Below are 24117 nucleotides of genomic sequence, written 5' to 3' on the forward strand. Positions count from 1 at the left end.
CCACTCTGTGGATTGGGAGGACAGTAATGAACGTCTTGATGATTGGGGCTGGAATGGTCGCCCAGACCCACATTCTGGCCCTGCGCGATAACCACGCAGGCGCGCGATTGACAGGCGTTCTGGGGCGGGATGCAAAACGCACTGCTGCGTTTTGCGCAGAGGCTTCACAGCTTCTGGGATGCAGGGTGGCCCCATACTCCGATGTGAAAGCTGCCTTGGCGGCAAAACCGGACATGGCTATCGTGATCACGCCACCGGATGCCCGGGTGGAGTATGCCCGCGCATTGGTGCAGGCGCGTGTCCCGACTCTTATGGAAAAACCGGTTGAGCGCACGCTGGCCACTGCGCGCGAAGTGATCGACCTGTATACGCAGGCGGACGTGCCTCTGGGCATGTGCTTTCAGCACCGAACCCGGGCAGCAGGACAAACGCTCAAACAGCGCATTGATACGGGCGAAATTGGCGATATCGTTCACGTGGATATGCGCGTTCCTTGGTGGCGCGATCAGTCGTATTACGATGCGCCGGGGCGCGGGACATATGCGCGTGACGGCGGTGGTGTGATGATCAACCAAGCCATACATACACTTGATCTGGCATTGTGGCTTGCCGGTCCGGTGGCGCGATTGCAGGCCATGATGCGGACCAGCCCGCTGCACAAGATGGAGGCCGAGGATATCGCCGCCGCCCTGCTCATATTCCATTCGGGTGCGTCTGGTGTCCTGAATGCCACCACAACCGCGTATCCCGGTGGCGCGGAAAGCATCACACTCACCACCAAGAAAGCACACGCGCATCTGGAAGGTGACAGCCTGCGCATCGATTGGCTTTCAGGTCAGACGGAAACGATTGCCCCCGACGGTGACGCTGATACCGGAGGGGGGGCTGATCCGATGGCCTTTACCCACGCATGGCATCAGGCATTGCTTGAGGATTTCGTCGCCTCTGTTGCAGAGAAACGCGCACCCCTTGTACCACCCGCCGAAGCCCTGCATGTCCACGCTGTGATCGACGCGATGGAACGCGCGGCTCGCACATCCACCATGATTGAAGTGACACAATGACACTCACCTTTGTCGCCCTCGGGCTGGACCACCGCCATATCTACGGCATGACGGAAAACATGCAGGCTGTCGGCGCCCGATGCCTTGGCTTTTGGACCGAAGGGAATCCACAACCGTTGGCCGGGTATGCAAAGCGGTTCCCTGATTTGCATCGGTTCGACACGTTGGAGGCGGCACTGGTGGCTGGGGCTGACCTTGCGCTGGTGTCGAATATCCCTGGTGACCGTGCCGACGTCGCCATTCAGGCGATGCGCACTGGTCACGATGTGATGTCGGACAAACCCGGCTGCACATCCCTGGAACAACTCAACGCAATCAAAGCCTGCGTGGCTGAAACCGGGCGCATCTGGTCCATCAACTTCTCGGAGCGGTTTGAGGTGCCATGCGTCACCCTGGCCGATCAATTGGTGCAAGACGGGGCGATCGGGCGCGTGGTCCATACAACTGGTCTTGGGCCGCATCGCCTGAACCGCCCCACCCGCCCCGACTGGTTCTTTCAGCGCGAAAGATATGGTGGCGTACTGTCAGACATCGCCTCGCACCAGATTGACCAGTTCCTGCATTTCACAGGCTCGGATCAGGCGCAGGTGACCATGGCGCATGTGGCCAACCACGCCAATCCGGATGATCCCGGTTTGCAGGATTTTGGAGAGGTCGCGCTGCGGTCGGATCACGCATCAGGCTATATCCGCGTCGATTGGTACACGCCGGATGCGCTGCCCACCTGGGGCGATGGGCGCCTGACCCTGCTGGGTACTGAAGGGTACATTGAGCTGCGCAAATACGTTGATGTAAACGGGCGCGAAGGCACGGATTACCTTGTTCTGGTCAATGGTGATCGGTGCGAGACGATAGATGCGCGTGACGCGGGATTGCCGTATTTCGAACGCCTTGCCCATGACATCGCACACCGGACCGAAACCGCGATGACGCAGGCGCATTGCTTCAAGGTGATGGAGCTTGCACTGCAGGCGCAGGCGATGGCGGAAGGGTCGGTCAAATGATCAGAGTGGCAATTCTGGGCGGTGGGATCGGCGCACAGCATCTTGAAGCCTATGATCAGCTTGAAGAGTTCGTTGTGACGCATCTGGTTGATCAGGATGCCGAACGCTGTGCGGCCCTCTGCGGCGATCGGATTACCCCTCTTGCTTCTATCGAAAATGCGTTGTTTGCGGACGTGGATGTGATTGATATTTGCCTTCCTCCGCACCTGCATGCCCCTGTTGCGATTGGCGCTCTTGAGGCGGGCAAGCACGTCATCTGCGAAAAACCACTGGCCACATCGTTAGAGCAGGTCAACGCCATTTCATCTGCGGCAACCGCATCGGGCAAGTCGGTGTTCCCTGTGTTTCAGTACCGTTTTGGTCCCGCGTTTGACCAACTGCGCGCCCTGCAAGCGGCAGGTCTCGCGGGCGCGCCACGCGCAGCTTCGCTGGAAACACATTGGAACCGCGACGCTGAGTACTACGCGATCCAATGGCGCGGCACCTGGGCTGGTGAGCAGGGCGGCGCGGTGCTGGGTCACGCGATCCACGCCCATGATCTGCTGGGTACGTTTATGGCGCCCATCGTTGGGGTGACTGCCCGCCTTGGTACGCTCGTCAACCCGATCGAGACGGAGGACACAGCCGCCCTGATCTTTGAGTTGGAAGGCGGCGCTTTGGCGACCAGCAGCATTACCCTCGGTGCGGCATCGGACGAAACCCGCCTGCGGCTGGTTTATGAACATCTGACCGCGACATCGCATACGATTCCGTATGCTCCTGCAGAGGGCGTCTGGCAGTTCAGAGCGCGGGATCCTGAACGGCAGAACGAAGTGGACGCGGTATGCAAAACGGCATCGCACAACATGCCCGGATTTGCCGGGTTCCTGACAGAGGTGGGCAAGGCTTTGAACAACACGCCGAACGCTGCCGTCACTCTGACCGAGGGGGCAGCCTCAATCGAGTTGGTGACGGCGATCTATGCTGCGCATCGTGAGGGGACGCGGATTGCTTTGCCGCTAAACGCGGATCATCCAATGCGCGGGGGGTGGCAGCCATGATCGAATGCTGGCGTTGGTTTGGGCCCGATGATCCCACGCAATTGTCCGACCTTCCGCAGGTCGGGGCCACCGGCGTGGTCACCGCGCTGCACCAGTTCGCACCCGGTCAGGAATGGCCCGCGCAAGCGATCCAAGACCGCAAAGCGATGATTGAGGCTGCCGGCCTCACATGGGAAGTGGTGGAAAGCCTGCCGGTGTCCGAAGCGATCAAGACACGAAGCGCCGACATCGCTGCGCATCTGGACGCGTACAAGGCCAACATGACCGCTCTAGCGCAAGCAGGGATCCGCACCATCTGCTACAACTTCATGCCAATCCTCGATTGGACACGTACTAAAACCCATGCCGCGCAACCTCATGGCGGCACGGCCATGCTGTTCGATCTGGCAGATTTCGCAGCCTTTGACCTCTTCATTCTCAAGCGCCCGGGTGCTTTGGATGACTATTCGGACGTTGTTCGGGCCAGCGCGACCGAAGCCTTTGCCCGAATGGATGACGCAGACAAGGCGCGGCTCAGCCGTACAGTGATTGCCGGGCTACCCGGTGCGAATGACGGTTGGACTCTGGATGACGTACAGCAACGGCTTTCGACATATGACGCCATAGACGCGGAGAAAATGCGCGGCCACCTGATCGACTTTCTGTCCGAGGTTGCCCCGCTGGCGGATCACCTTGGCCTACGTCTGTGCTGTCACCCGGACGACCCGCCCTTTTCACTTCTAGGCCTGCCTCGGGTCATGTCTTCGACCGATGACTATGAGATCGTGTTGAATGCAGTGAATTTTGAGGCAAACGGCGTGACGCTGTGCACCGGGTCACTGGGCGTCGCCGAAGCCTTCGACGCGCTTGACTTCGTGCGCCGCCTCGGCCCGCGCATCCACTTCGCACATCTGCGCAATACCAAGCGCCTGCCATCCCCGGACCCGGACCGCCCCGGTTTCTTCGAAGCGGCACATCTTGAGGGGGACACCGACATGGTTGGAACCGTTTCAGCGCTCATGGCGGAAGAAGCACGCCGCCGCTCCGAAGGGCGCAGCGACCATGCCATCCCCATGCGCCCGGACCACGGTCAGCAATTGCTCATGGACCGGGATCGTGACAGCCTGCCCGGCTATCCTCTGGTTGGACGGATGCGTGGGCTGGCCGAGCTGCGGGGTATCATGGCAGCAGTCGCGGCAGGTCAGGCATGATGCGCATTGGTGTTGCAGGTGTCGGTCTGATCGGCCGTCAGCATTTGGACGCAATCGAACGCGCGCAAGGTGTCACGGTCTCTGCCGTCTTCGATCCGGCGTTGAAAGAACACGTGCCGTGGGCGTGTACCGACAGCCTTTTGGATCTGGCCGCGCAATCTGATGGTGTCATTCTTGCGGTGCCCAACCACCTTCACGCTTCGATGGCCCTGTCGCTGATCGGTGTGCACTGCCCGATCCTGATCGAAAAACCGCTCGCGGCCACGACCGCCGAAGGGGTCGAAGTGGTCGCTGCCGCAGAAAAGGCAGATGTGCCCATCCTTGTAGGGCATCATAGACGGCACAATCCGCTGGTCGCCAAAGCGCACCAGCTCATCGCCGATGGAACGCTGGGCAAAGTGACGACGGTACAGGGCACCTGCTGGCTGCCCAAGCCCGACAGCTACTACGCCCAGTCATGGCGGCAGGGGGCCGGGGCAGGGCCGTTGTTCATCAACCTGATCCACGACATTGACCTGTTGATGTACCTCTGCGATCCAATCACCCATGTGCAGGCGATGGAAAGCAATGCGGTGCGCGGGGCAAAAGCGGAGGAAGTGACCGTCGCCACCCTGCGCTTTGCCAGCGGCGCGCTGGGCACCGTCAACCTGTCCGACGTTGCCCTTGGGCCATGGAGCTGGGAGCTAACGGCAGGTGAAAACCCTGCCTATCCCAAAACGGATCAGTCCAGTTATCTCATCGGGGGAACGAAGGGCTCGCTGTCCTTGCCCAACCTCAGCCTGTGGACGCAAAAGGACGGCCCGGACTGGTGGGCGCCCATGGATCAGACGCGGGTGCCACTGCCCCTCTCAGACCCGCTGAAGGATCAGATTGAGCATTTTGCGCAAGTTATCGAAGGCAATGCCCTGCCGCTTGTCAGCGGGGCCGATGGCCTGCGCGCTGTTCAGGTGATCGAAGCGATCAAATCAGCCGCCGGATCCGGGCAACTGGTCGCTGTCGGTTAGGACATCTCCAAGCCGCTCCACTCACCGCACTGTGCACGACCTGGCGCTTTGGTTGCATTCAACGCGCCTATATTGCGCTGTACCGCCCGGCCCGCTAGGCAGGGGGCCGCAAGACAAAGGCGCAGACCATGACCCAAGCTCTCCTGCCAACCCTCGACCAGATGCGCGTGGCCGTAATTGGATTGGGCTATGTCGGCCTGCCCCTCGCGGTGGAACTAGGCAAGCAACGCCCCACCATTGGGTTTGATCTGAACGCCGAGCGTGTCGCGGGATTGCAGGCAGGCACGGACAGCACTGGTGAAGTGGATGACCTGCATGAGGCAACGCACCTGACCTACACGACCACCCTGTCCGACATCGCGGAGTGCAACGTCTATATCGTTGCCGTCCCGACCCCAATCGACAGCCATCGCCAACCCAACCTTGCCCCGCTGCTTGCGGCCTCCCGCACGGTTGGGGAGGTGATCAAGCGCGGCGACATCGTCATTTTCGAAAGCACCGTCTATCCCGGCGCGACCGAGGAAGACTGCCTGCCATTGGTCGAGGAGGTGTCCGGCCTGCGCCTCAACACCGACTTCCACGCGGGCTACAGTCCAGAGCGGATCAACCCCGGCGACAAGGATCGCCCGTTGCCCAAAATCACCAAAGTTACCTCCGGCTCAACCCCCGAAGCCGGGCAGGCGATTGACGCGCTCTATGGCTCCATCATCACGGCTGGCACCCACCTTGCCCCGTCCATCCGCGTCGCAGAAGCGGCCAAGGTCATCGAAAACACGCAACGTGACGTGAATATCGCCCTGATCAATGAGCTTTCGATCATCTTTTCGCACCTTGGCATCGACACCTCCGCTGTGCTGGACGCTGCTGCCACCAAGTGGAATTTCAACCGCTACACGCCCGGGCTGGTTGGGGGGCATTGTATCGGTGTTGATCCCTATTACCTGATCGACAAATCGATTTCGGCTGGACACATCCCCGACATCATCCGCATGGCGCGCGAGATCAACGATGGCATGGCGCAACATGCGGTTTCCCTTTTGGTCAAGGCAATGATCAAGCGCGAAGCGCGCGTTCATGGAGGTCGCGTTCTGATCCTTGGGATCACGTTCAAGCAAAACTGCGCAGATATCCGCAACACCAAGGTTGTCGACATGCTGGGTGAATTGGAAAGCTACGGGCTTGAAGCCGATATCCATGACCAATGGGCCGACCCGGGCGAGGTCAGCGAAGCGCACAGCCTTGATCTGCTCACTGAACTGCCGGCGCAGGCAGGCTATGACGCGGTCATCCTGGCCGTGCCGCATGACGATCTGGTCGCAAAAGGCCCGGCACCTTTGCGCGCGCTTTTGACGGAAAAGGGTGTCCTGTTCGATATGAAGGCGGCGTTCGATGCAGCCGACAGCGACCTGCGGCTCTAGCTTGCCAGCGCTGCAATGACCCATCTTAGCAGTGCGTTTTCCCGCATAAATCGCCACATTGGTCGTCCGCAGCCTCTAACCAGGGGGCGGGGAAAAATGTGATGTGATCAAAAGACGTTTCTGTGTCAGCTTGTCCAAACATACGACGGTGGATCGACCTGATCACGCCGACTGGAGGGATAGCATGACTGAAACGCTTGATTGGATCCGTGTGGGACAGACATCTGACTTGCCCGAAGGGCGGGTCAAAACCGTGACTGCGCGCACCGTCTCCATCTGCCTTTCCCATTTCGACGGGCAGTGGGCGGCCATGGACAATCACTGTCCGCATCAGCGCGGACCGCTGGGTGAAGGATCGATCGAGCGTGGAGAGGGTGGCAAATGCTGGATCCGCTGCCCATGGCACGGGTGGGACTTTGATCCGCTCACCGGTGCCCCTCCTGGCGGGCACGAGGACACCGGACAAAAACTCTACCGGCTCAAGATCGAGGGGGATGAGATATTTGTGGGCCTCGAACCAGAACCGCCGCATGTACGCACGGTCAGCGATCAGATGGCGGAAAGCATGGTCAACTGGGGCCTGAAACACGTCTTTGGCATGGTGGGCCATTCAAACCTCGGGCTGGCCGATGCAATCCGCATGCGGGTCGAAGCGGGCGAGATGAAGTATGTGGGCATCCGCCACGAAGGGTCCGCCGCGTTCGCCGCATCCGCCTATGGCAAGTTGACGGGTCATCCCGCAGGGTGTCTTACCATCGCCGGGCCGGGTGCCACGAACCTGCTGACAGGCCTGTGGGACGCTAAGGTTGATCGCGCGCCCGTGCTGGCACTGACGGGTCAGGTGCAGACCCAGGTCTTTGGCCCCGGCGCGTTTCAGGACATCGACCTGTCCTCGGCCTTTGATGCGGTTAGCAGGTTCAGCCAGACAGTGCTGAGCACCTCAAAACACGCCGAACTGGTGTCGCTGGCGATGAAGAATGCACTGGTCGAGCGGGACGTGGCCCATCTGATCTTCCCCGATGACATGCAGACCAACCCGTCCGACGCGCCCGCATCCAAGCCCGACGGGCGCATGGGTCGCGCAGTCGTCAAGCCATCGGATGCAGATGTTGCCGATGCGCTGAACCTGCTGAACGCGGCCAAACGCCCGATCTTTGTGATCGGTCACGGTGCGTGGGACCATATGGAGGCGATCGCCAAGCTGGCCGAAACCCTTGGTGCCCCGGTGCTGACAACATTCAAAGGCAAGGGCCTGCTGTCCGACAGCCACCCCAATGCTGCGGGCGTTCTCGGTCGGTCCGGCACTCCAATTGCGTCGTGGTTTATGAACGAAGCGGACCTAATCCTGACCCTCGGAACCTCCTTCTCCAACCACACGGGGATCGAACCTTCGAAACCCATCATCCAGGTTGATTTCGAACGCATGCAGCTTGGCAAGTTCCACCCGGTCGATCTGCCCATCTGGTCCGAGATTGGTGAATTCTGTGCGGTCGTTGCTCCGCATCTGGTACGTCCTGCTGACGCGGCTGATCAGGTGACGGAACTCGCTGAACGCTGGGATATTTGGCGCAAGGAAAAACGTAACCGTATGGGGGAGGAAACAGCCAAGGGCATCCATGCCTTCGCCATATTCGACGCATTGTCGCGCGTGGCGCCAGCTGATGCGATCATCGCCGTGGATGTGGGCAACAACACGTACTCCTTTGGGCGCTACTTCGAAACCAAGGGGCAGCGCGTACTGATGTCCGGCTACCTTGGTTCCATTGGTTTTGGCTTTCCCGCAGCCATGGGTGCGTGGGCGGCAACGCAGGACTTCGAGTGGCTCAAGGGACGCAAGATCATCTCGATTTCGGGCGACGGCGGGTTCGGTCAATACGCAATGGAGCTGACGACAGCGGTCAAGTACGGGATGGATATCACCCACGTGCTGCTGCACAATGGCGAGCTGGGCAAGATCACCAAGGAACAGAAGTCCGGTGAATGGCCGGTGTGGGAAACATCCCTGCACAACCCGTCTTTTGCGGCTTTTGCCAAGATTTGCGGGGCGCATGGGGAAAAGGTCGTGTCGTCCGATGCCATCGAAGCGGCCCTGCAAAAGGCACTGGATGTTGATGGTCCGGCTTTGGTCGAGATCATGACAGATGCCGAGCTGGTCTAACGGGCGGGGCGCACCACGGGTGCGCCTTACGGGGCAGGCGGAGGTACCCACCGTTCGCGCTTAACGATCTGTTCATCAACTGGACCGCGCGCTGCGTTAACCTGTCCGGTTTCGCCATTTCTGCGCTGCGGCGGTGTACACCCGGTGCATCGCCCATCCCCTTTTTTCTTATGGTGTCAATGCGCGTCTGCGGCTTTGCGGCGACAAACGGTGCACAGATGTTGCGCGTACGCTATCCGGTTCGTCCGTCAAAGGCCTTCACGATGATCCCTTCCGCCTCCAGCGTCCGGCGCACAGAGGCGGCGATTTCCACAGCCTCGGGCGTGTCCCCATGGCAGCAAATGGTGTCGATGGGCGTCTCGATTCGCTTGCCGCTGTCGGTGATGATGGCCTGCGCCTTCACCATCTCGACCATCCTTTTGCCTGCGATTTCAGCATCATGGATGATGGCGCCAGGCTTGCGGCGGTCCACCAGTGTGGCGTCGTCATTATAGGCGCGGTCGGCAAATATCTCGCAGGCGAATGTCGCCCCGATTGACCGTGCCGCACGCTCTTGGGCTGTAGCGGCCAGCACCATGATGATGGCGTCGGGATGTGCGGACAGCGCGGCCTCATAGCAGGCGCGGGCCATGTCCTCATCCTCGGATGTCATGTTGCCCAACGCACCGTGCAGCTTGATGTGACGCACTTGCGCCCCCAGCGCGTTTGCCATTCCCAGCGTCGCACCCACCTGACATCGGATAGAATTCTGAAGCGATTTCAAAGGCATATCAATACGTCGCCGTCCAAACCCCTGAATGTCAGCAAAGCCGGGATGCGACCCGATGCCGACGCCCTGTTCAAGCGCAATGCTCATGGTCGTCGCCATCACATCCGGGTCACCCGCATGCGCCCCGCAAGCAATATTAGCCGATGTGACAGTGTTCAAAAGGGCCGCGTCATCTCCCATGTTCCAAGGGCCAAAGCTCTCGCCCATATCGGCGTTCAGGTCGACTTCCATGGTATTATCCTTCGTCCAATGGGGCATCGGTGGCGGATACCGCGCCGCCAATCAACTGATAACTCAACAAATCTTGCAATGTTGCCGGGTCCCGCACCAGTGGGGTCACTGCCTTAGGTAGTGCTGCCCACGCCGCGTGCGCGCGCGCTTCGATCGCAGCCCCGTCTTCAAGGCCCACAAACTGGAATTGTAGGGTGGCCCCGGCAGGGGCCTGCGCCACCCGCGGCATGTCGCAGGGTAGAACGGTCCCTATACGGGGATAGCCACCGGTCGTCTGACTTTCCGCCATCAGGACAAATGGCGTGCCGTCACCGGTGATCTGAATGTCCCCCGGTACGATGACCTCACTGACAATACCGAGCGCTTTGGGGGTCGAAAATCCTTCACCATCGCTGTCCATGCGAATGCCCTGCCGGTTCGCTCTTGGATCACGTCGAAAGGTCGTCACTTCGAACCTGTTTCGCGTTTCGTCGGCAAAGTCATTTGTTTGCATGCTGGGAACGATACGGATGCTACCACCGTCAAAGCGGGAGTCCCGGGGAAGGGCTAGGCCGACATCACCGCCCCGATCCGACTGGATGGGTAGAACATCGCCGGCAGTGACCAGTTCGCCCAGACCGCAGGACTGGTGCGTGGCACGCGATCCCAACATCTGTTCCGTCGCAAAACCGCCGCCCACGTGCAGGTACCCATAGGTTCCTGCGCGGGTTGGCCCGATGGTAAGGACACTTGATTTCGCAAGGGTGTGACTGGCGTTCCATGCAGCAGTTGAGCCATTGATCTGCGCCGTCATCTCCGCCCCTGTCAGGGCAATGCGCATATCCTCGGCGGCCTCGAACGTGCCGCCCACGCCCACCATTTCCAGAACGGCAAAATCAGGGCTTTGGCGTAGCAGTGCCGCGCCTTCGTACACGGCCAGCCTGTCTGCTGCACCTCCACGGGTCAGCCCTTTCGCAAGAAAGCCAGAGCGGCCCAGATCCTGCACGGCGACCCCGGGCCCCACTTGGTGGACGTAAAGCGCAGCCATCATGCCAGCTCCGTTCGGATGGCGCCGCCTGACCCATCGGTCACCGTGTCTTCAATACGGGCAAGTTCTGCTGCTGAGATGTCTGCAAACTGAATCTCGTCTCCGGGCGCCAAGGGAAATGGCGTATCCCCGCAGGGACGGAAACAGCTGAACGCCGTCTGACCGACATGCCGCCAGCCGGTGGGGGTATCCTTGGCGAACAAGCACACCTGCCGGACGGCGGCCACCAGTGCCCCGGCAGGCACATTCGGTGTCAGCTCAAGCTGTCGCGGTATGTTCCAAGCCTCGTCCAGAGTGCCTAGATATGGTTGGCCTGGCGCAAATCCCAGCGTCAGCACGCGCAGTCGGGTAGAGGTGAGGTCGCGTAGTGCGTCAGCCTCGGTTCGGCCTGCTGCCTCTGCCGCTTCCGCAAATTGTGGGGCGCGATCGCCACCAAACACTGCGGGAATTGTCCACAGGGCGCGTCCATCTGGCAATGGGGCCGCGAACCAATCCTGCGTGGCAAGTACAGTCTTCAACCGGTCCAAAAGTACTTCGAACCGGTGTTCAGCCAGGTCGATGCGAAAGAAGGCCGACACCAACGTGCTGCTGCTTTCGGATACTTCTGTCCAGCCTCGGGCATCCACTGCACTGCGGAACGCGATGGCCGCGCGGTTGGCCGCATCTGTCGCCGTGTCGCCAAAGGTAACAAGCACCCCGTCCAATCCGACTGAGCGGACTTTGGGGGTATATGTGGTGAGGGTATTCATGGAGCGTAGGTTAGAGGCTTGGACCCGGGACGCAATGCTAAAGAGCGGTGCGCAGCCAGCCATCGTCAAAGGCGATATGGCTGACGCCAGCCAGTCTGGCGATACGGTCCAACTCTGACCCGAACGCAGCTCGCCGCCCCTTGCCCCAGCGTATCCTGCGTTCCGGCCAGAGCGCCCGCACACGCAATGCATCATCGGCACGATGGGCCTTCATATCGACACGACCCACGATCCTGTCGCCTTCCATCAGTGGAAAGACATAGTAGCCGTAGGTGCGCTTCGGCTCTGGCACAAAGATTTCAATCCGGTAGGTGAAACCGAACAGGCGCTCGGCCCGTCTGCGATCACGCAGGGCGGGATCAAACGGGCTCAGGACACGCAGTCGGGATGTCGGATTGTGTTTCAAAGCGGGGTCGTCGGGCAGTGTTGGCCAAGCGTAGGCCGGTCGCATCGACCCGTCTATGCCCGTCACGTTCACCTGAATGATGCGCCCCGATGCGAGCGCTGATGTGCACCATACCTTGGCCTCGGCCGGGCTGATGTGATCCCAGAATGCGGCCAATTCCCCATGAGTGGCAAAGCCAAGGCGATCTAAAGCCTCGCGGCAACACCAGTCGATAGTCTCTTCGATGTCCGGGGCATTCCCGATCATGCGCGTGTCAAGCACCCGTTCGGTCAGGTCGTAGTACTTCTGAAACCCTTCGCGTTTGACGACTTGCAGAGCTCCGCTGCGCCACAGGTATTCGAGGGCCGTCTTGGATGGGTGCCAATCCCACCAGCCGCCAGATCCACGTTTCTCATCGTCCCCCACATCGCCCGAACAGCAGGGGCCGTGATCGCGGATGCGGTCAAGCACCGGTTGGAACTTCGCTTCGAATCCCCCTCGGCGCCATTCGCTCCATCGTTCGCGTAGGCGTTCCGCATCCCGTTCGCGGCGTAGATGCCAGTAAGGATAAAAGGATGTCGGAATGACCGCAGCATCATGTGTCCAGTGTTCGAACAGACTCCGATCGCGCTCGTACAGGCTTTTGAGGTTCTTTGGGCGGTACCTGGGCCTGCGCGAGAAAAGGATCAGGTCATGGGCACGTGCGACAGTGTTGATGCTGTCGAGCTGGACAAAGCCAAGGCGGGTGATCAGATCAAGCAGGGCGGTCCCATGCGCTGGTCCGCCAGGCGTGTCTGACAGCGCATGACGATCTAGAAAGACGCGCCTTGCCTGAGTGTTGGTCAGTGTGAACGCTGTCACGTCCGCAAGGCGCGGCGCAGCGTGTCGCCGTAGGAAATGGTTGGTGTCAGCGTGATGTGTTTCGGGGCGGGATCGGTGCCTTCCGCATTTCGATCACGAATGATCTCGGCAGCGGCGCGCCCGATCTCAAGACGGCAGGCGTCCGTGGTTGCCAATTGGCGCGGTAGACCTTGCAACAACTCAACGCCGTTGAAGCCCGCCAAACCAATCTGCCCGGGCACATCGATCCCTTCGTCCAACAAGTAGAGCAACCCGCCCGCCCCAATCATGTCATTGGAGTAATAAAGAAAATCCAGGTCTGGGTTCGCATCCAGCATGGTCTTGGTCATCTCGCGGCCTTTGGCCAAGGCAGAGCCGCCCTCGTAGAAATCGCGCGCCTCGATCTCGATACCAGCCTTCGCAAGGCCTTCGGTCAGCCCTTCGAACCGTTTGCGCGCGCGGTGGTCACGGGGCATGGACGTGCCCATGAAGCCGATCCGGGAATAGCCCTGTTTCAGAATGGCTTTTGCGATGTCCAGACCCGCTTGCCGGTGCGAGATGCCGACCATGTTGTCGACCGGATTGCCATCAGTGTCCATTATCTCGACCACTGGTATACCGGCGTTGCTGAGCATAGCCTGTGCCGCGTCGGAGTGTTCCAGCCCGGCAATGATAACACCCGAGGGGCGCCAGGACAGCATTTCATACAGTACGCGTTCTTCCTTGTCGCGCATGTAGTCGGTTACACCAAAGACAGGCTGTAGTGGCGTGTCCTCAAGCACTTGATTGATGCCGGTCAAAACCTCGGGGAACACCATGTTGCTCAGCGATGGAACGATGACGGCCACAAGGTTGACGTGCTGCGAGGCCAGCGATCCTGCAATCTGGTTGGGTACGTAGCCAAGTGTCTTGGCCGCCTCGAGCACTTTTTTTCGTGTCGCTTCAGACACATCGCCCCTGTTGCGTAATACGCGGCTGACAGTCATTTCAGACACGCCAGATGCAGCGGATACGTCGCGCAGCGTCAGCGGGCGGGCAGGGCGATCAGTCAAAGACAGTCCTTTCTATGCTTCCTCAGAGTTACCGTCAAAACTGCGTAAGATTCAAGCATTTGAACAACCCAAACCCTGTTGAAGTGGGTGACAAGGCATGTTCGAAACAGTACTTGGGTCAGGAACGGCCCCGTGGCTCAACTGGATAGAGCAGCCCCCTCCTAAGGGGCAGGTTGCAGGTTCGAATCCTGCCGGGGTCGCCAACACCTTTCTAAGCATTTGATTCTCCTGTATTCTTTTGCAGATTTGGAACTTCGGTCGGATGAGTTGGAACTTTTTGTTCGTTTTTCGTGCTGCTGAGCACCTTTCGTTTGTTAAAGTTGCGGATGTATCTTTCGACCTCTGAGAGGCTTTCATGCCCTGTCCAGGCGGAAATCTGAGCCGAAGTTCCTTCGGCTTCGGCGAGCGCTCGCGCCCGACTTTTCCGCAAACCATGCGCCGAACGGTCATAGATGCCCGCAGCTCTAGCTTTGGCGGCAAACCATTGGCCTGCGGCCTTCACGCTCCGGGATTTCCCGTGCGCGGTCGTCATCCATGTCATGTGCTTGTCTTTCCGGGCGTCCAGTGCCGCATGAAGATAGGCGATATCCCCTTCCATCCCTTGTGCGAAATCTGGAAGCGAGCGATCAAAGGGGATTGCGACTTCGCCGCCGGTTTTCTGCTGGCGAAACACGATCCATCCGCCCCGATCCACGTTTCCGTGTCCCAATCGAACTGCATCCGAAATGCGCGCGCCGGTCCAAAAGATCAACTCGAATGCCAGGCGTTCCGGCGTGTCGACCGGCCAGTGCGCGCGGAAGGCCTCGATCTCGTCTTCTGACCACGGTGGATGACCCTCTGACTGCGCGACGTGCGCTTTCTTGGCGTCCGTGGTCGGATCGACGATCTTGTATGTTTCAGCGAGCCATTTCCCAAAGCCCCGCCAAGCTTTCAGGTGGTTGTTTCGTGCGTGTCCCGTGAACCGGCTCAGGTCAGCTTCGATATGCTTGGTCCGAAGGTCGATTACCCGACCATGCCCGTATCGTTCGCGGATTTCATCCAACATACGCCGTCTGACGGCTCGCGTGCCTTCAGCAAGACCCACGAGAAAAACATCCGATTTCAGGTATCCCTCAACTGCCAAAGCAAGGCTGCCGGAGCCCGCTCTTGCCCGCGCAGGTTTGATGCTACCCGCAGCCTCTGCATAGGCCGCAAGGAAGTCAGGGTGGTCCGGGGGAAGGTCGGGCATACGAATGCCCTTTTGCCCTTTGGGGCGGTAATAGTAGCGAACATTGCCGCTTGAGAACCGCCCGGATGGGTTGAGATGTTTCATCCTTGTCAGCAACCAAACGCCTCGTCACAACTGTTTTCTTCGCTCCACATTTGTCCCCCAATGGTAGGCAAGTCGGCAAGCGCGGAATCCAACTCCCACCGTAGCCACACAGCGACGCCATCTGCGTTCCGTCCGGGTGGGTAGATTCCGCTTCTCACAAGTTTGTCGAAATGCCCTGGCGAATGACCGCAATATCGAGCTGCATCAGCGCGGCGCAGGGCTGCGCCCCAATCGACTGGAATCCGCGGCCCCTTTATCATCTCAGACTCCGTTCGGGTGTTTCTTCTACGTCAGAAGCGTTTTCGATCAGCCGTTCCATCTGTGCTGGCGTCAGCAGCATTAACCGCCCGAGTTGATAAAACTGGCCCGTTGCACGCGCTTTGGTGCGGATCAAGCGCGGGGGGACATGGACGCCATGCGCGCGCAATTGCACGCTCCACGCTTCCGGTGTTTGTCCTTCTTTGAGCAACTCCGACATCAAACCCTCGTTCTTCTGCAAGTTCTTGCAAATATCCGACAGAAATGTGCATATGTCACCATGTTCTGTTAATAGGCGGGAAGTTCGGAACTTTCGTTCCGGTTTGCAAAGGAGAGGCGATGTCACGGCTTGGAAAACTGCTCCCAAACACGACAACTTCGGAAGATACGTTACAGGTCAAACTAGAAGAGAATGAGCGTATGGCCCGAGAGGAAATGCACAGACGATTCGCGCCTGAGGGTACAATACACGACAATCTTCGCAATTACCGAGTTCGGCTAGGCTTCACAAAACAGCAGATGGCTGAAATTTTGGAAGTGACTCCGCGAACTTACTATGCCTATGAAGAAGGGCACCGGGCCGTGCCCACACCGGCCATCGCTCACTTGGCAATCCTGACCGGTGGCGATCTGAACGAGATCATCTTAGGCCGTCCCGCGCCGCGCAGCGGTAAGGCTGCGCGAGTGGTGATTGACGAAGCCATAGTGGTTCTAAAATTCCTAGCCGTGAAATACCCCGATATGTCGTTGGAAGACCGTTACAAGGTCATCCGACTTCACGCTCTTGATGATCTCGATAGCTTTCCGCGAATGCATCCAGACATTATCCGTGACTTTGTAAAAATCGTGACCCGCTACAAATTTCACCCCGAGGATCTCCCCGCCCCCCCGTTTCACGAAGACTACGGCGATGACCACGACGGATGGGAGCGTGACATGGCTGAATGGCAACGGATGGTGGATGAGGATTTTCCAGAGGACGAGAAAGATAAGTAGCGCCGGTTGCCTGCTTCAGACCCGGGTAACCTTGTGCCTCTATGCAACGCGTTGCGCATCACGCAATGCGCGCCCAAAAAGGTACGATGTGACCTTATTTCTGATCTCGGGATCAGTGAGGATAATGTCGCGCATTTCAGCGTCATTTTGGAACATCCGGATCATCCCCTGAAACACAGCTTGATCATAAGCTGAACGAACAACATCAGGAGGATTGTTCCGCAACATCTCGCGCATGTTATCGTCAACGATCTCGGGATTTACGGCCTCAATTCTAGCCATCTGGGCTTCGGTGAACTGTGTTCCGTGGCGATCATTGAAGGACTTAATTATTTCTGAGAGTTCTTTCTTTTCGTCTTCTGTGTAAGGCTTTGCGCCAAACTCACTAATCGCCGCCAGTGGTTGCGCGTCGCCAGGTGAGAGCGATGCGCTACCTTGCTCTTTTTTGTCTACCTTGAATGCCTGCAGTCTCAGCATATCCTCGGTGATCTCAATTTCCGGTGGAAGCTCACGGTTAGGCAGCAAACGAGACAGCCAGCCGCCAAAGGAAGCCAGTTTTTCGAGACTGGTGTCTTCCAGAGAAATTATCTGTGCAATGAAGGCATAAAAGCGGTTGAAACTCTTCAACAGCTGTCGAAATTCTTCTTGCCGCCCTTCGTCCTCATCTGCCTCGAAGCGGGCAACAGCCTGTCGGACAAGCCCCTCTAGGCGCGGTCGGTCTGCGGTGCTGAGCGCACCTTGGAAATAGGTCTGCGAAAACCGTTCGATCTCATCCCTGTCGAGATATCCAAACTTAAACAATCGCCCCTCCAAATCGTAGACTTGGTTGGGGTCTGACATCGCCTCGACGGTGGTCGCCTCGTAGAAGGGGCGGAATGCAGTCTGAATGTCCTCGATAGTGTTCTGGAAATCGAGAATGAAAGTGCGCTCTTTCCCCGCGCGGGTCCGGTTCAAGCGAGAGAGTGTCTGCACGGCCTGTAAGCCGGAGAGCTTACGATCAACATACATGGCGCAGAGCTTGGGTTGGTCAAAACCGGTTTGGTATTTTTCGGCCACGATCAGGATTTGGTACGTATCCGGATAAGGCGTCCCATCAGGCTTAAAGCCGTCGAAGCGTCCCGGGAGTTCAGTCTCGGCAAAACCATTGAGGTCAGCCTCGGTTGCGGGTCCGCCGTTCACATCCAGATCGCCGGAGAATGCAACAAGCGCTTTCAGGTCGGCATAGCCCTGCGACTTGATGTATGTCTGCACTCCGAAGAAGTACTTGAGTGCGTGCTCGCGGCTCTGGGTGACAATCATCGCTTTGGCTTGCCCGTTCAGCTCTTGCATGACGTGCCGGCGAAAATGCTCAACGATGATCTCGACCTTCTGGCCGATGGCGGTCGGATGTAAGCTGGCATAGCGTGCGACCTTGCGCTGCCCTTTCCGCCCGCTCAGCTCCGGGTCATCCTCGATAGCCTTTTCGAGCTGATAGTAAGCCTTGTAAGTCATGTAATTCTGAAGCACGTCGAGGATGAACTTCTCCTCGATAGCCTGCCTCATGGAATATAGGTGAAACGGATGAGGCAAGCCATCCTCACCTTTCACGCCAAAACGCTCCAAAGTCACGTTCCTCGGCGTTGCTGTGAATGCGAAGAAGCTGATGTTGGGCTGCGGGCCACGTGCCTTCTGGTATTCAGCGATCAGATCCTCGATGTCGTCGCTCGAATTGGCGTCACGTGTCAGAGCATCAGTCATCGCCTGGGCACTCTTGCCAGATTGGCTGGAATGCGCCTCGTCTATGATCACTGCAAAGGTCCGGTTTCCCTGCCCCGATAACTCTTTCAGGTGATCGGTCGAGAACTTCTGGATCGTCGTAACGATGATCCGCGCGCCCTTTGCGATGGCGTCCTTCAGTTGACGGGATGTACCGTCGATCTTCTTGACAACGCCGGTCGTTTGCTCGAACTGCGTGACTGTCCCCTGGAGCTGCCTATCGAGCACAACACGGTCAGTCACGATGATCGCAGTGTTGAAAACCTGATTGTCGGCCTCGTCATGCAGATTGATCGCATGATGTGCTAGCCAGCCGATGGTGTTGGATTTTCCCGAGCCTGCCGAGTGCTGTATCAGATAGTTGTCCCCGGTGCCCTTGGCTTTGGCGTGCGCCATGATCTTGCGCACAGCGTCGAGCTGCTGGAAACGCGGGAAAATCATCACCTCGTTCTTGCCCGTCACTTCCATGACCATGAACTGTCCGATGACATCGAGGAGCACGGACCGCGAAAAGACCGCCTCACCCCATGCACCAGACTTATAAAGATAGGCAATGCGGTGTTCATCCTCGACATCAGGGTTGCCCGCGCCACCCTCGCGACCCCGATTGAACGGTAAAAAACGGGTCTTGCCATTCATCAGCCGAGTGGTCATCGAGACGTTGTCTTCGTCGAGCGCAAAGTGAACAAGCGCACCCCGCTTGAAGGTCAGAAGCGGCTCGCCCGCTGGAGAGCGGTCATCGCGATACTGCTTTTCAGCGTTGCGGAAGGTCGATCCAGTCAGAAGGTTTTTCGCCTCAATGGTGACAACGGGCAGGCCGTTGATGAAAAGAACAACGTCTAGGCGCCCACCGTGTTTCTGGCTGTATTCGACCTCATCTATCACAGACAGAATGTTGGCCTGATACTCGGCGACACGCTTGGGTTCCAAGGCGCTTGCAGGCCGGAAATAGCAAAGGCTGAGCGCAATGCCAGGGACGATCTTGATCCCCTTGCGCAGTACATCGAGCAGCCCGCGATCCTTCAGCGCCTTGTCAAGCTGCTTAAAGAGCACGTCTTCAGCCGAAGCGGCATAGTGCTGGCTGAGCTTCTTCCACGCTTCGGGCTGTGTGCTTTGGATGAAATCCAAGACAAGCGCCCGGTCCATCGCCAACGCACGGTCATAGTCGGAGCTGGCTTCCCGACGCACATAGCCTGCACCATCGACCAACTCTGCTATCAGATGATCTTGAAGGACTTTTTCCTTATGGAGCGAATGGGATGAAACAGGCATGTTGAACGGTCTTTTCTTTAAAATAGGCTTGGTTGGTGTGCAGAGATCGTATGTGGCCCACTGCCGTGGGGAACAAGGTCATTCCGGCGCATCCAGTTGAGCCAAGTGCTCAGGGTTTCTTCTGTGAAACGCTGTTTGGCCTCATGCCATTCTTCCCGAAAGCCGCGAATGATCTGGTCGTCGTCAGGCTGCTCCCCGTCGATAAGCGCGTCGTTCCAGACGGCGTAGAGCGTTGCGATGGCCTCGGTGTTTTCGGTGCTGAAATCCTGCACGAGGCCAATAATCCGGCGTAGTTCGACCATCCGATCCCCAAGCATGGCTTCCAGTTTCAGCTTGTGCCCCCCGGCATTGTCGAGAGGCGTGAAGGTGATCCTGCCACGCTGGCTGCTTGGGTCTTCTGCGGCATCGTAGAACCGATCTTGCCGCAGTCCTGCCTCAACATCGTCGATCATTGCGCCATCATAGGGGCCAGCTGCCTGGCGACGGTAGCACCCATTGATTTCGTTGATGTCGGCGTGAGCCTCGGCCAGGAACATGATCTTGTGAACCTTGATCCGGCCAAGATAGGCGACATTCCTGTGATCATGGATGATCTCGGCAGCCACCAGTCGGCGCGCCTGGCTTGGATCGGCGTTCGGCGAAGCTGGTGAAACCGCCTGTGCAGCTTTGTTCCAATCAAGACTGACGTTTCCTATAGCTTTATCGGAGACCGTATTCACGTCGATCTGGCCTGCGACTGCGGCGGAGATGAGAGAAACGCGGTACTCTTGGAGACGTTCTACAGAAACCGAAATTTTCTCGATCAAACGTCCAGTCCTGATCTCTTCGGCGTCGAGCTTCTCTGCAATGGCGATTTGCTCATCCAGCGGTGGAACCACAATCTTCACTTGGCGAAAATGTTCCCAATATAGACGCTGGCGAAAATCAGCGATGCCTTTTGAAAAACGCCGGAACTCCTCAATGCACATTGGCGTCCGAAGGAGATGTTCAAAATACTTCGGATGAAGCGGCACTTTCGGGCGTGCCACTACATAGGCAGGGCTGACAAGCCCATCCACCTTCGCTACTCCAAATGCGCCTTGCCAAGCTCTCATCATGTTGTAAACGAGATCGCCGGGTCGCACCCGTTTATAGGCGCTTGGGTCTTCCATTTGATTCACAACCCGGTGGCGGTCTTCGTCGCTCAGTTGGCGGTCAGAAATACCCCAATTGATCGAGACCGATAGAACTGGTAAATCTTCTTTTCCCATCTCCATCGACTCTTGGAAGATGGATGCCATCCGAAGGATTTGCCAATGTGCCGGAGCCTCGGGTACCGCCTCAAGCCCTGTGGCGTTTCTCTGCTCGTCTCTCATCCCTTTGGTCACAGTATGAGATGTATGAGCACATTGGCGAGTTTTCAGAAGGATCATAAACTGCTGCTTCTTCTCGACCAGCTGGTCGATGCGGGCGATCGAGCTATCAAGAAAATCCGCGATGGCTTTTTGGGTGTCGAGATCAGGGAGCGGAATGACGACATCTTTCATTCTTCCCAAGGTCATTCCGTAGCGGGTAATCCCGTAAGCGCTGTTCGAAAACGCCTCACGCACCGGTTTCGCCAGCAAAGCCCAGAACAAGAATGGGCCGATAGCGACGCCTGGTTTGGCGCGCAGCATGGACAGGTGGTAACCACACACCAGATCTTTCGCTGTGGAACGAACCAATGCAGGGACTCCAATGTCATTCCTGTCTTCGGAGTCTTTGGTGATAATCACGTCGCCTTCGCGTAATGCGAAATTTGCGATCTCATCCAGTGTTGCCGATCCTGCGCTGAATTCCATGTCAGTGTCGATGAAATCGTTTTTGTAGACATCGACGTAATTGCAGAGACGAACGGGGCATTCGTCCTCGACTACGATCTTGTCGACGTTGCTGTTTTTTACGTCGGCAATGTGGCGGAGCTTCATGAGCCTCATGCTGACACCTTCCACGCCGCTCTGGTCCGCCAGTCCACCGGAAAGCCCATGCTGGCAGGATCGGCCAACGGGCAGCCGTCGATCAGCGCAACAATGCGCTTTTTCCATTCATTGTCCGGCGCAATCAAGGCTAGGAGGTAATCGAGCATCACCAGGGTATTGTGCAGATAGCGCGGATCGGCATCGCGCATGGCAACGGGCAGTTTTGCGGGGTATCTGGGTGCTGTCATCGTCACCGTGAAACGCTTGTTCCAAAGTCGGCCGTGATGCGCGCAGATATTGCGGACGTGACTGGTGTGATGCGCAACGGACGCGAGCACTTTCTCGTCAAGGCCGAAGGGTTTGGCTATGGCTTGCCGCTCAGCGCGAAGTTTGAGGTCGCTGTAGAATTTTGACAGAAGCCCAAATGACATGACCTCAGCAGCCATCCACACAGGAGGAAGCCTGGGGGAGGAGTACTTTTTTCGATAGTGATCCGCGAAAGTATCTCGCGACCGGTTGAATTCCTTACTCAGATCAGCGACGGCCTTTGCGTGGCGTGCGATATGCGCATAGTGCCCCTGTTCCAGATAACCGTGCGGCCCGTGGCTCATCGCCATGTGATGTGCCCATTGTGCGCGAAAAGCGACCTCAACACGCTCGATTGCATCCAGAACCAGCAATCGGAGCTCGCGGTCAAAGATGTATAGCGCTAGGACATCTTCAAATGCTGTCCCTTTGCAGAACGCATGGTCACCGTTACCCGCGGCGGGCACTTCGTAAGGTAGCCAGTAGGCTCGAAGCCGATAGTATGAGATGAATTGCAAGTAGTGCTGAGCAAGCGCGTCATCGTCGATTTCCATGCCGCGACGTTTCAGCAGTTCAATTTGATCATCTATGGATACAGCAGGCTTTTCAAACTTCATGCGACATCTCCATGCCGCGAAAGCGATGCCCAGAAAACAAGTAACCCGCCGGGGTGCGCAGTGCGAAACCGAGGTTCCGTCCGAGGCGTGGCGGGTCTTGTTGAGACAACAGATAGGGCAGGAATCCTACCAAAGCAATAAGAAACCGACCGGTCCGCGCCAAAAATCATGCCGCCACCTCCTTCAGGAGTCCAGCGATCTCGGCCTCCAACGCCTTCAGTTCCGCGTCGATCTCGTCAAGCGGGCGGGGTGGCACGTAATGATAGAAATAGCGGTTAAAGTTGATTTCATAGCCGACGCGCCCAACCTGCTTGTCGCGGGCGTCCTTGTGACTCTCATCGACCCAGGCATCGGGCACGAAGGGCAGCACTTCGCGCTTCATGTAGTCGCGCCAATCTTCTGCCAGGGGCACGAGTTCGTGGTCGCGTAGATCGGTATCTGGTTCGGGATTCCCGTTCTTGTCGGTGCAGACGTCGGCTTCGTCATCTCGCTCTGACAGCGCAGCCAAGATCGCCTTTTTGACAGGTGCCCCGATCTTCAACCCCGTGGTTTTCAGCGCCTTGGTCAGCGTTTCTTCGAAGGCAGCTCGGTTGGTGAAGAGTTGATCGCCGATGGTAAGAAGCGCGGCCTCGATGGCCATCTGGTTGGTTTCATCCTGCCGCGCGTAGGGTTTCTGGTTGGCCAGACGGGCAAGCCGCTCGGCGCTAACCTGGAAATTCAGCTTGAGCGGACGCTCAACGCGGATTTCGCGGTAGCCGAAGTCGGCAGTATCAAAGATGCGGGAGACCTCGCCTTCTCCGCTTTCGCCATTGAGGAAACCTGCATAGATGCGGACTATCTCAGCGCGGGCTTCTTCCGTAATTTCCCGGCGCTTGCTGCCCAACGACTTGCGCATGGATTTCCAGAAGCGTTCGCCGCTGGCGTCGATGAGCTGCACCTTGCCATGCCGTGTAGCAGGCTTGCGGTTGGTGAGGAGCCAAACATAGGTCTGGATGCCGGTATTATAGAACAGGTCGGTTGGCAGTGCGATGATAGCCTCAACCCAATCGTTCTCAAGCATCCATCTCCGGATTTCGCTCTCGCCCGACCCCGCGCCGCCGGTAAACAACGGTGAGCCGTTCATGACGATGCCGATCCGCGAACCGATCTCGTCGTCGCGCATCTTGGAAATCATGTGCTGAAGGAACAGGAGTTGACCGTCAGAGATGCGGGGGGTGCCTGCGCCAAAACGCCCTTCCATTCCGAGGTTTTCAGCCTCGGATTTAATGGGATCTTGGTACTTTTTCCAGTCCACACCGTAAGGGGGGTTGGAGAGCATGTAGTGGAAACGCTTGCCCGCATGGGCGTCCTGGGTGAGCGTATTGCCGAAGGCGATTTGCTCGGGATTGTGACCTGTGACCAGCATGTCAGATTTGCAGATGCCGAAGGACTCGCCGTTCAGCTCCTGGCCATAGAGTTCAACGCGTATGGCGTCGTTGAAATCCTTCAAAGCCTCCTCGGTCAGCGCCAACATCCCGCCCGTACCACATGCAGGATCGTATACCTGACGGATGATGCCGCGCCCGGTGAGTTTTTCATCGTCGTTGGCGATGAGAAGTTCGACAATGAGCCGGATCACCTCGCGCGGCGTAAAGTGTTCCCCGGCGGTTTCGTTCGAGTGTCTGACGTCAGCGCCTATGGGTCCAAATAGCGGTATTTGCTAAGAGAGGGTTTGTTGCTCATCGTGGCCACCA

Annotated in this window: 19 protein-coding genes and 1 tRNA gene; 9 read left to right on the forward strand and 11 right to left on the reverse strand. The window is 58.1% G+C overall.

The features are described 5' to 3' along the window. Window positions 1-26 precede the first annotated feature (26 nt). From Q1A75_RS10480 to Q1A75_RS10510, 7 genes are all read left to right on the forward strand, one after another. Window positions 27-1064 (forward strand): Gfo/Idh/MocA family oxidoreductase, encoded by a 1038-nt coding sequence (locus Q1A75_RS10480; protein ID WP_299550841.1) that lies wholly within the window; start codon window positions 27-29, stop codon window positions 1062-1064. Further along, window positions 1061-2068, forward strand: coding sequence for a Gfo/Idh/MocA family oxidoreductase (locus Q1A75_RS10485; protein ID WP_299550843.1), 1008 nt, complete (start codon window positions 1061-1063; stop codon window positions 2066-2068). The genes Q1A75_RS10480 and Q1A75_RS10485 overlap by 4 nt, the downstream gene beginning before the upstream one ends. Beyond that, window positions 2065-3108, forward strand: a complete 1044-nt coding sequence (locus tag Q1A75_RS10490) for a Gfo/Idh/MocA family oxidoreductase (protein WP_299550845.1) — start codon at window positions 2065-2067, stop codon at window positions 3106-3108. The genes Q1A75_RS10485 and Q1A75_RS10490 overlap by 4 nt, the downstream gene beginning before the upstream one ends. After that, window positions 3105-4298 carry a mannonate dehydratase gene (gene uxuA, locus Q1A75_RS10495; RefSeq protein WP_299550886.1) on the forward strand — a complete coding sequence of 398 codons (1194 nt, stop codon included), beginning with the start codon at window positions 3105-3107 and terminating at the stop codon, window positions 4296-4298. The genes Q1A75_RS10490 and uxuA overlap by 4 nt, the downstream gene beginning before the upstream one ends. After that, window positions 4295-5302, forward strand: a complete 1008-nt coding sequence (locus tag Q1A75_RS10500; protein WP_299592282.1) for a Gfo/Idh/MocA family oxidoreductase — start codon at window positions 4295-4297, stop codon at window positions 5300-5302. Before uxuA ends, Q1A75_RS10500 begins: the two co-directional genes overlap by 4 nt. 128 nt (window positions 5303-5430) lie before the next feature. Continuing rightward, entirely contained in the window at window positions 5431-6720 is a 1290-nt protein-coding gene (locus tag Q1A75_RS10505; RefSeq protein WP_299550849.1) for a nucleotide sugar dehydrogenase, read from the forward strand. Between the two features lie 184 nt (window positions 6721-6904). Beyond that, on the forward strand, window positions 6905-8878 hold the full coding sequence (locus tag Q1A75_RS10510; RefSeq protein WP_299550851.1) for a thiamine pyrophosphate-dependent enzyme: 1974 nt from the start codon (window positions 6905-6907) through the stop codon (window positions 8876-8878). Window positions 8879-9110: 232 nt separating this feature from the next. Here Q1A75_RS10510 and Q1A75_RS10515 read toward each other — a convergent pair whose 3' ends face one another. The 5 genes from Q1A75_RS10515 to Q1A75_RS10535 are packed head-to-tail and all read right to left on the reverse strand — an operon-like array spanning window position 9111 to window position 13931. Beyond that, window positions 9111-9878 carry a 5-oxoprolinase subunit PxpA gene (locus tag Q1A75_RS10515; protein ID WP_299550853.1) on the reverse strand — a complete coding sequence of 256 codons (768 nt, stop codon included), beginning with the start codon at window positions 9876-9878 and terminating at the stop codon, window positions 9111-9113. Between the two features lie 4 nt (window positions 9879-9882). Continuing rightward, on the reverse strand, window positions 9883-10905 hold the full coding sequence (locus tag Q1A75_RS10520) for an urea amidolyase (RefSeq protein ID WP_366142199.1): 1023 nt from the start codon (window positions 10903-10905) through the stop codon (window positions 9883-9885). Beyond that, window positions 10905-11654 carry a carboxyltransferase domain-containing protein gene (locus tag Q1A75_RS10525; protein ID WP_299550857.1) on the reverse strand — a complete coding sequence of 250 codons (750 nt, stop codon included), beginning with the start codon at window positions 11652-11654 and terminating at the stop codon, window positions 10905-10907. The genes Q1A75_RS10520 and Q1A75_RS10525 overlap by 1 nt, the downstream gene beginning before the upstream one ends. Window positions 11655-11691: 37 nt before the next feature. Continuing rightward, window positions 11692-12900, reverse strand: coding sequence for a crosslink repair DNA glycosylase YcaQ family protein (locus Q1A75_RS10530; RefSeq protein WP_299550859.1), 1209 nt, complete (start codon window positions 12898-12900; stop codon window positions 11692-11694). Next, window positions 12897-13931 carry a LacI family DNA-binding transcriptional regulator gene (locus Q1A75_RS10535; protein WP_299550861.1) on the reverse strand — a complete coding sequence of 345 codons (1035 nt, stop codon included), beginning with the start codon at window positions 13929-13931 and terminating at the stop codon, window positions 12897-12899. The genes Q1A75_RS10530 and Q1A75_RS10535 overlap by 4 nt, the downstream gene beginning before the upstream one ends. A gap of 126 nt (window positions 13932-14057) precedes the next feature. Between Q1A75_RS10535 and Q1A75_RS10540 the strand changes: the two genes are divergently transcribed. After that, window positions 14058-14134, forward strand: a tRNA-Arg gene (locus Q1A75_RS10540). An 8-nt stretch (window positions 14135-14142) separates the two neighbouring features. Here the strand turns inward: Q1A75_RS10540 and Q1A75_RS10545 are convergent. Both Q1A75_RS10545 and Q1A75_RS10550 read right to left on the reverse strand, forming a co-directional pair. Beyond that, window positions 14143-15159 carry a tyrosine-type recombinase/integrase gene (locus Q1A75_RS10545; RefSeq protein WP_299550863.1) on the reverse strand — a complete coding sequence of 339 codons (1017 nt, stop codon included), beginning with the start codon at window positions 15157-15159 and terminating at the stop codon, window positions 14143-14145. Window positions 15160-15499: 340 nt separating this feature from the next. Further along, a complete protein-coding gene (locus tag Q1A75_RS10550) occupies window positions 15500-15721 on the reverse strand; it encodes a hypothetical protein (RefSeq protein WP_299550865.1) in 222 nt (73 codons plus the stop codon). A 215-nt stretch (window positions 15722-15936) separates the two neighbouring features. On the opposite strand from Q1A75_RS10550, the gene Q1A75_RS10555 reads away from it, so the two are divergent. After that, the gene (locus Q1A75_RS10555; protein ID WP_299550891.1) at window positions 15937-16497 is read left to right on the forward strand and encodes a helix-turn-helix transcriptional regulator; all 561 of its coding nucleotides are present in this window, start codon (window positions 15937-15939) and stop codon (window positions 16495-16497) included. Between the two features lie 39 nt (window positions 16498-16536). Here Q1A75_RS10555 and Q1A75_RS10560 read toward each other — a convergent pair whose 3' ends face one another. From Q1A75_RS10560 to Q1A75_RS10575, 4 genes are all read right to left on the reverse strand, one after another. Beyond that, window positions 16537-19524: a type I restriction endonuclease gene (locus Q1A75_RS10560; protein ID WP_299550867.1), complete on the reverse strand. Its 2988-nt coding sequence runs from the start codon at window positions 19522-19524 to the stop codon at window positions 16537-16539. Window positions 19525-19541: 17 nt separating this feature from the next. Then, entirely contained in the window at window positions 19542-21479 is a 1938-nt protein-coding gene (locus tag Q1A75_RS10565) for a restriction endonuclease subunit S (RefSeq protein WP_299550869.1), read from the reverse strand. Continuing rightward, a complete protein-coding gene (locus Q1A75_RS10570) occupies window positions 21476-22384 on the reverse strand; it encodes an Abi family protein (RefSeq protein ID WP_299550871.1) in 909 nt (302 codons plus the stop codon). Before Q1A75_RS10570 ends, Q1A75_RS10565 begins: the two co-directional genes overlap by 4 nt. A 166-nt stretch (window positions 22385-22550) precedes the next feature. Beyond that, complete coding sequence (locus Q1A75_RS10575) at window positions 22551-24080, reverse strand: N-6 DNA methylase (RefSeq protein ID WP_366142200.1); 1530 nt, start codon at window positions 24078-24080, stop codon at window positions 22551-22553. Between the last annotated feature and the right edge of the window lie 37 nt (window positions 24081-24117).

The sequence above is a fragment of the uncultured Tateyamaria sp. genome (genome assembly GCF_947504105.1).
Taxonomy (GTDB): Bacteria; Pseudomonadota; Alphaproteobacteria; order Rhodobacterales; family Rhodobacteraceae; genus Tateyamaria.

Excerpts from the sequence above, each read along its gene's own strand:
- Q1A75_RS10480 (WP_299550841.1), top strand. The coding sequence starts at position 27 with ATGAACGTCTTGATGATTGGGGCTGGAATGGTCGCCCAGACCCACATT.
- Q1A75_RS10485 (WP_299550843.1), top strand. The coding sequence starts at position 1,061 with ATGACACTCACCTTTGTCGCCCTCGGGCTGGACCACCGCCATATCTAC.
- Q1A75_RS10490 (WP_299550845.1), top strand. The coding sequence starts at position 2,065 with ATGATCAGAGTGGCAATTCTGGGCGGTGGGATCGGCGCACAGCATCTT.
- uxuA (WP_299550886.1), top strand. The coding sequence starts at position 3,105 with ATGATCGAATGCTGGCGTTGGTTTGGGCCCGATGATCCCACGCAATTG.
- Q1A75_RS10500 (WP_299592282.1), top strand. The coding sequence starts at position 4,295 with ATGATGCGCATTGGTGTTGCAGGTGTCGGTCTGATCGGCCGTCAGCAT.
- Q1A75_RS10505 (WP_299550849.1), top strand. The coding sequence starts at position 5,431 with ATGACCCAAGCTCTCCTGCCAACCCTCGACCAGATGCGCGTGGCCGTA.
- Q1A75_RS10510 (WP_299550851.1), top strand. The coding sequence starts at position 6,905 with ATGACTGAAACGCTTGATTGGATCCGTGTGGGACAGACATCTGACTTG.
- Q1A75_RS10515 (WP_299550853.1), bottom strand. The coding sequence starts at position 9,878 with ATGGAAGTCGACCTGAACGCCGATATGGGCGAGAGCTTTGGCCCTTGG.
- Q1A75_RS10520 (WP_366142199.1), bottom strand. The coding sequence starts at position 10,905 with ATGGCTGCGCTTTACGTCCACCAAGTGGGGCCCGGGGTCGCCGTGCAG.
- Q1A75_RS10525 (WP_299550857.1), bottom strand. The coding sequence starts at position 11,654 with ATGAATACCCTCACCACATATACCCCCAAAGTCCGCTCAGTCGGATTG.
- Q1A75_RS10545 (WP_299550863.1), bottom strand. The coding sequence starts at position 15,159 with ATGCCCGACCTTCCCCCGGACCACCCTGACTTCCTTGCGGCCTATGCA.
- Q1A75_RS10550 (WP_299550865.1), bottom strand. The coding sequence starts at position 15,721 with ATGTCGGAGTTGCTCAAAGAAGGACAAACACCGGAAGCGTGGAGCGTG.
- Q1A75_RS10555 (WP_299550891.1), top strand. The coding sequence starts at position 15,937 with ATGCACAGACGATTCGCGCCTGAGGGTACAATACACGACAATCTTCGC.
- Q1A75_RS10560 (WP_299550867.1), bottom strand. The coding sequence starts at position 19,524 with ATGCCTGTTTCATCCCATTCGCTCCATAAGGAAAAAGTCCTTCAAGAT.
- Q1A75_RS10565 (WP_299550869.1), bottom strand. The coding sequence starts at position 21,479 with ATGAGGCTCATGAAGCTCCGCCACATTGCCGACGTAAAAAACAGCAAC.
- Q1A75_RS10570 (WP_299550871.1), bottom strand. The coding sequence starts at position 22,384 with ATGAAGTTTGAAAAGCCTGCTGTATCCATAGATGATCAAATTGAACTG.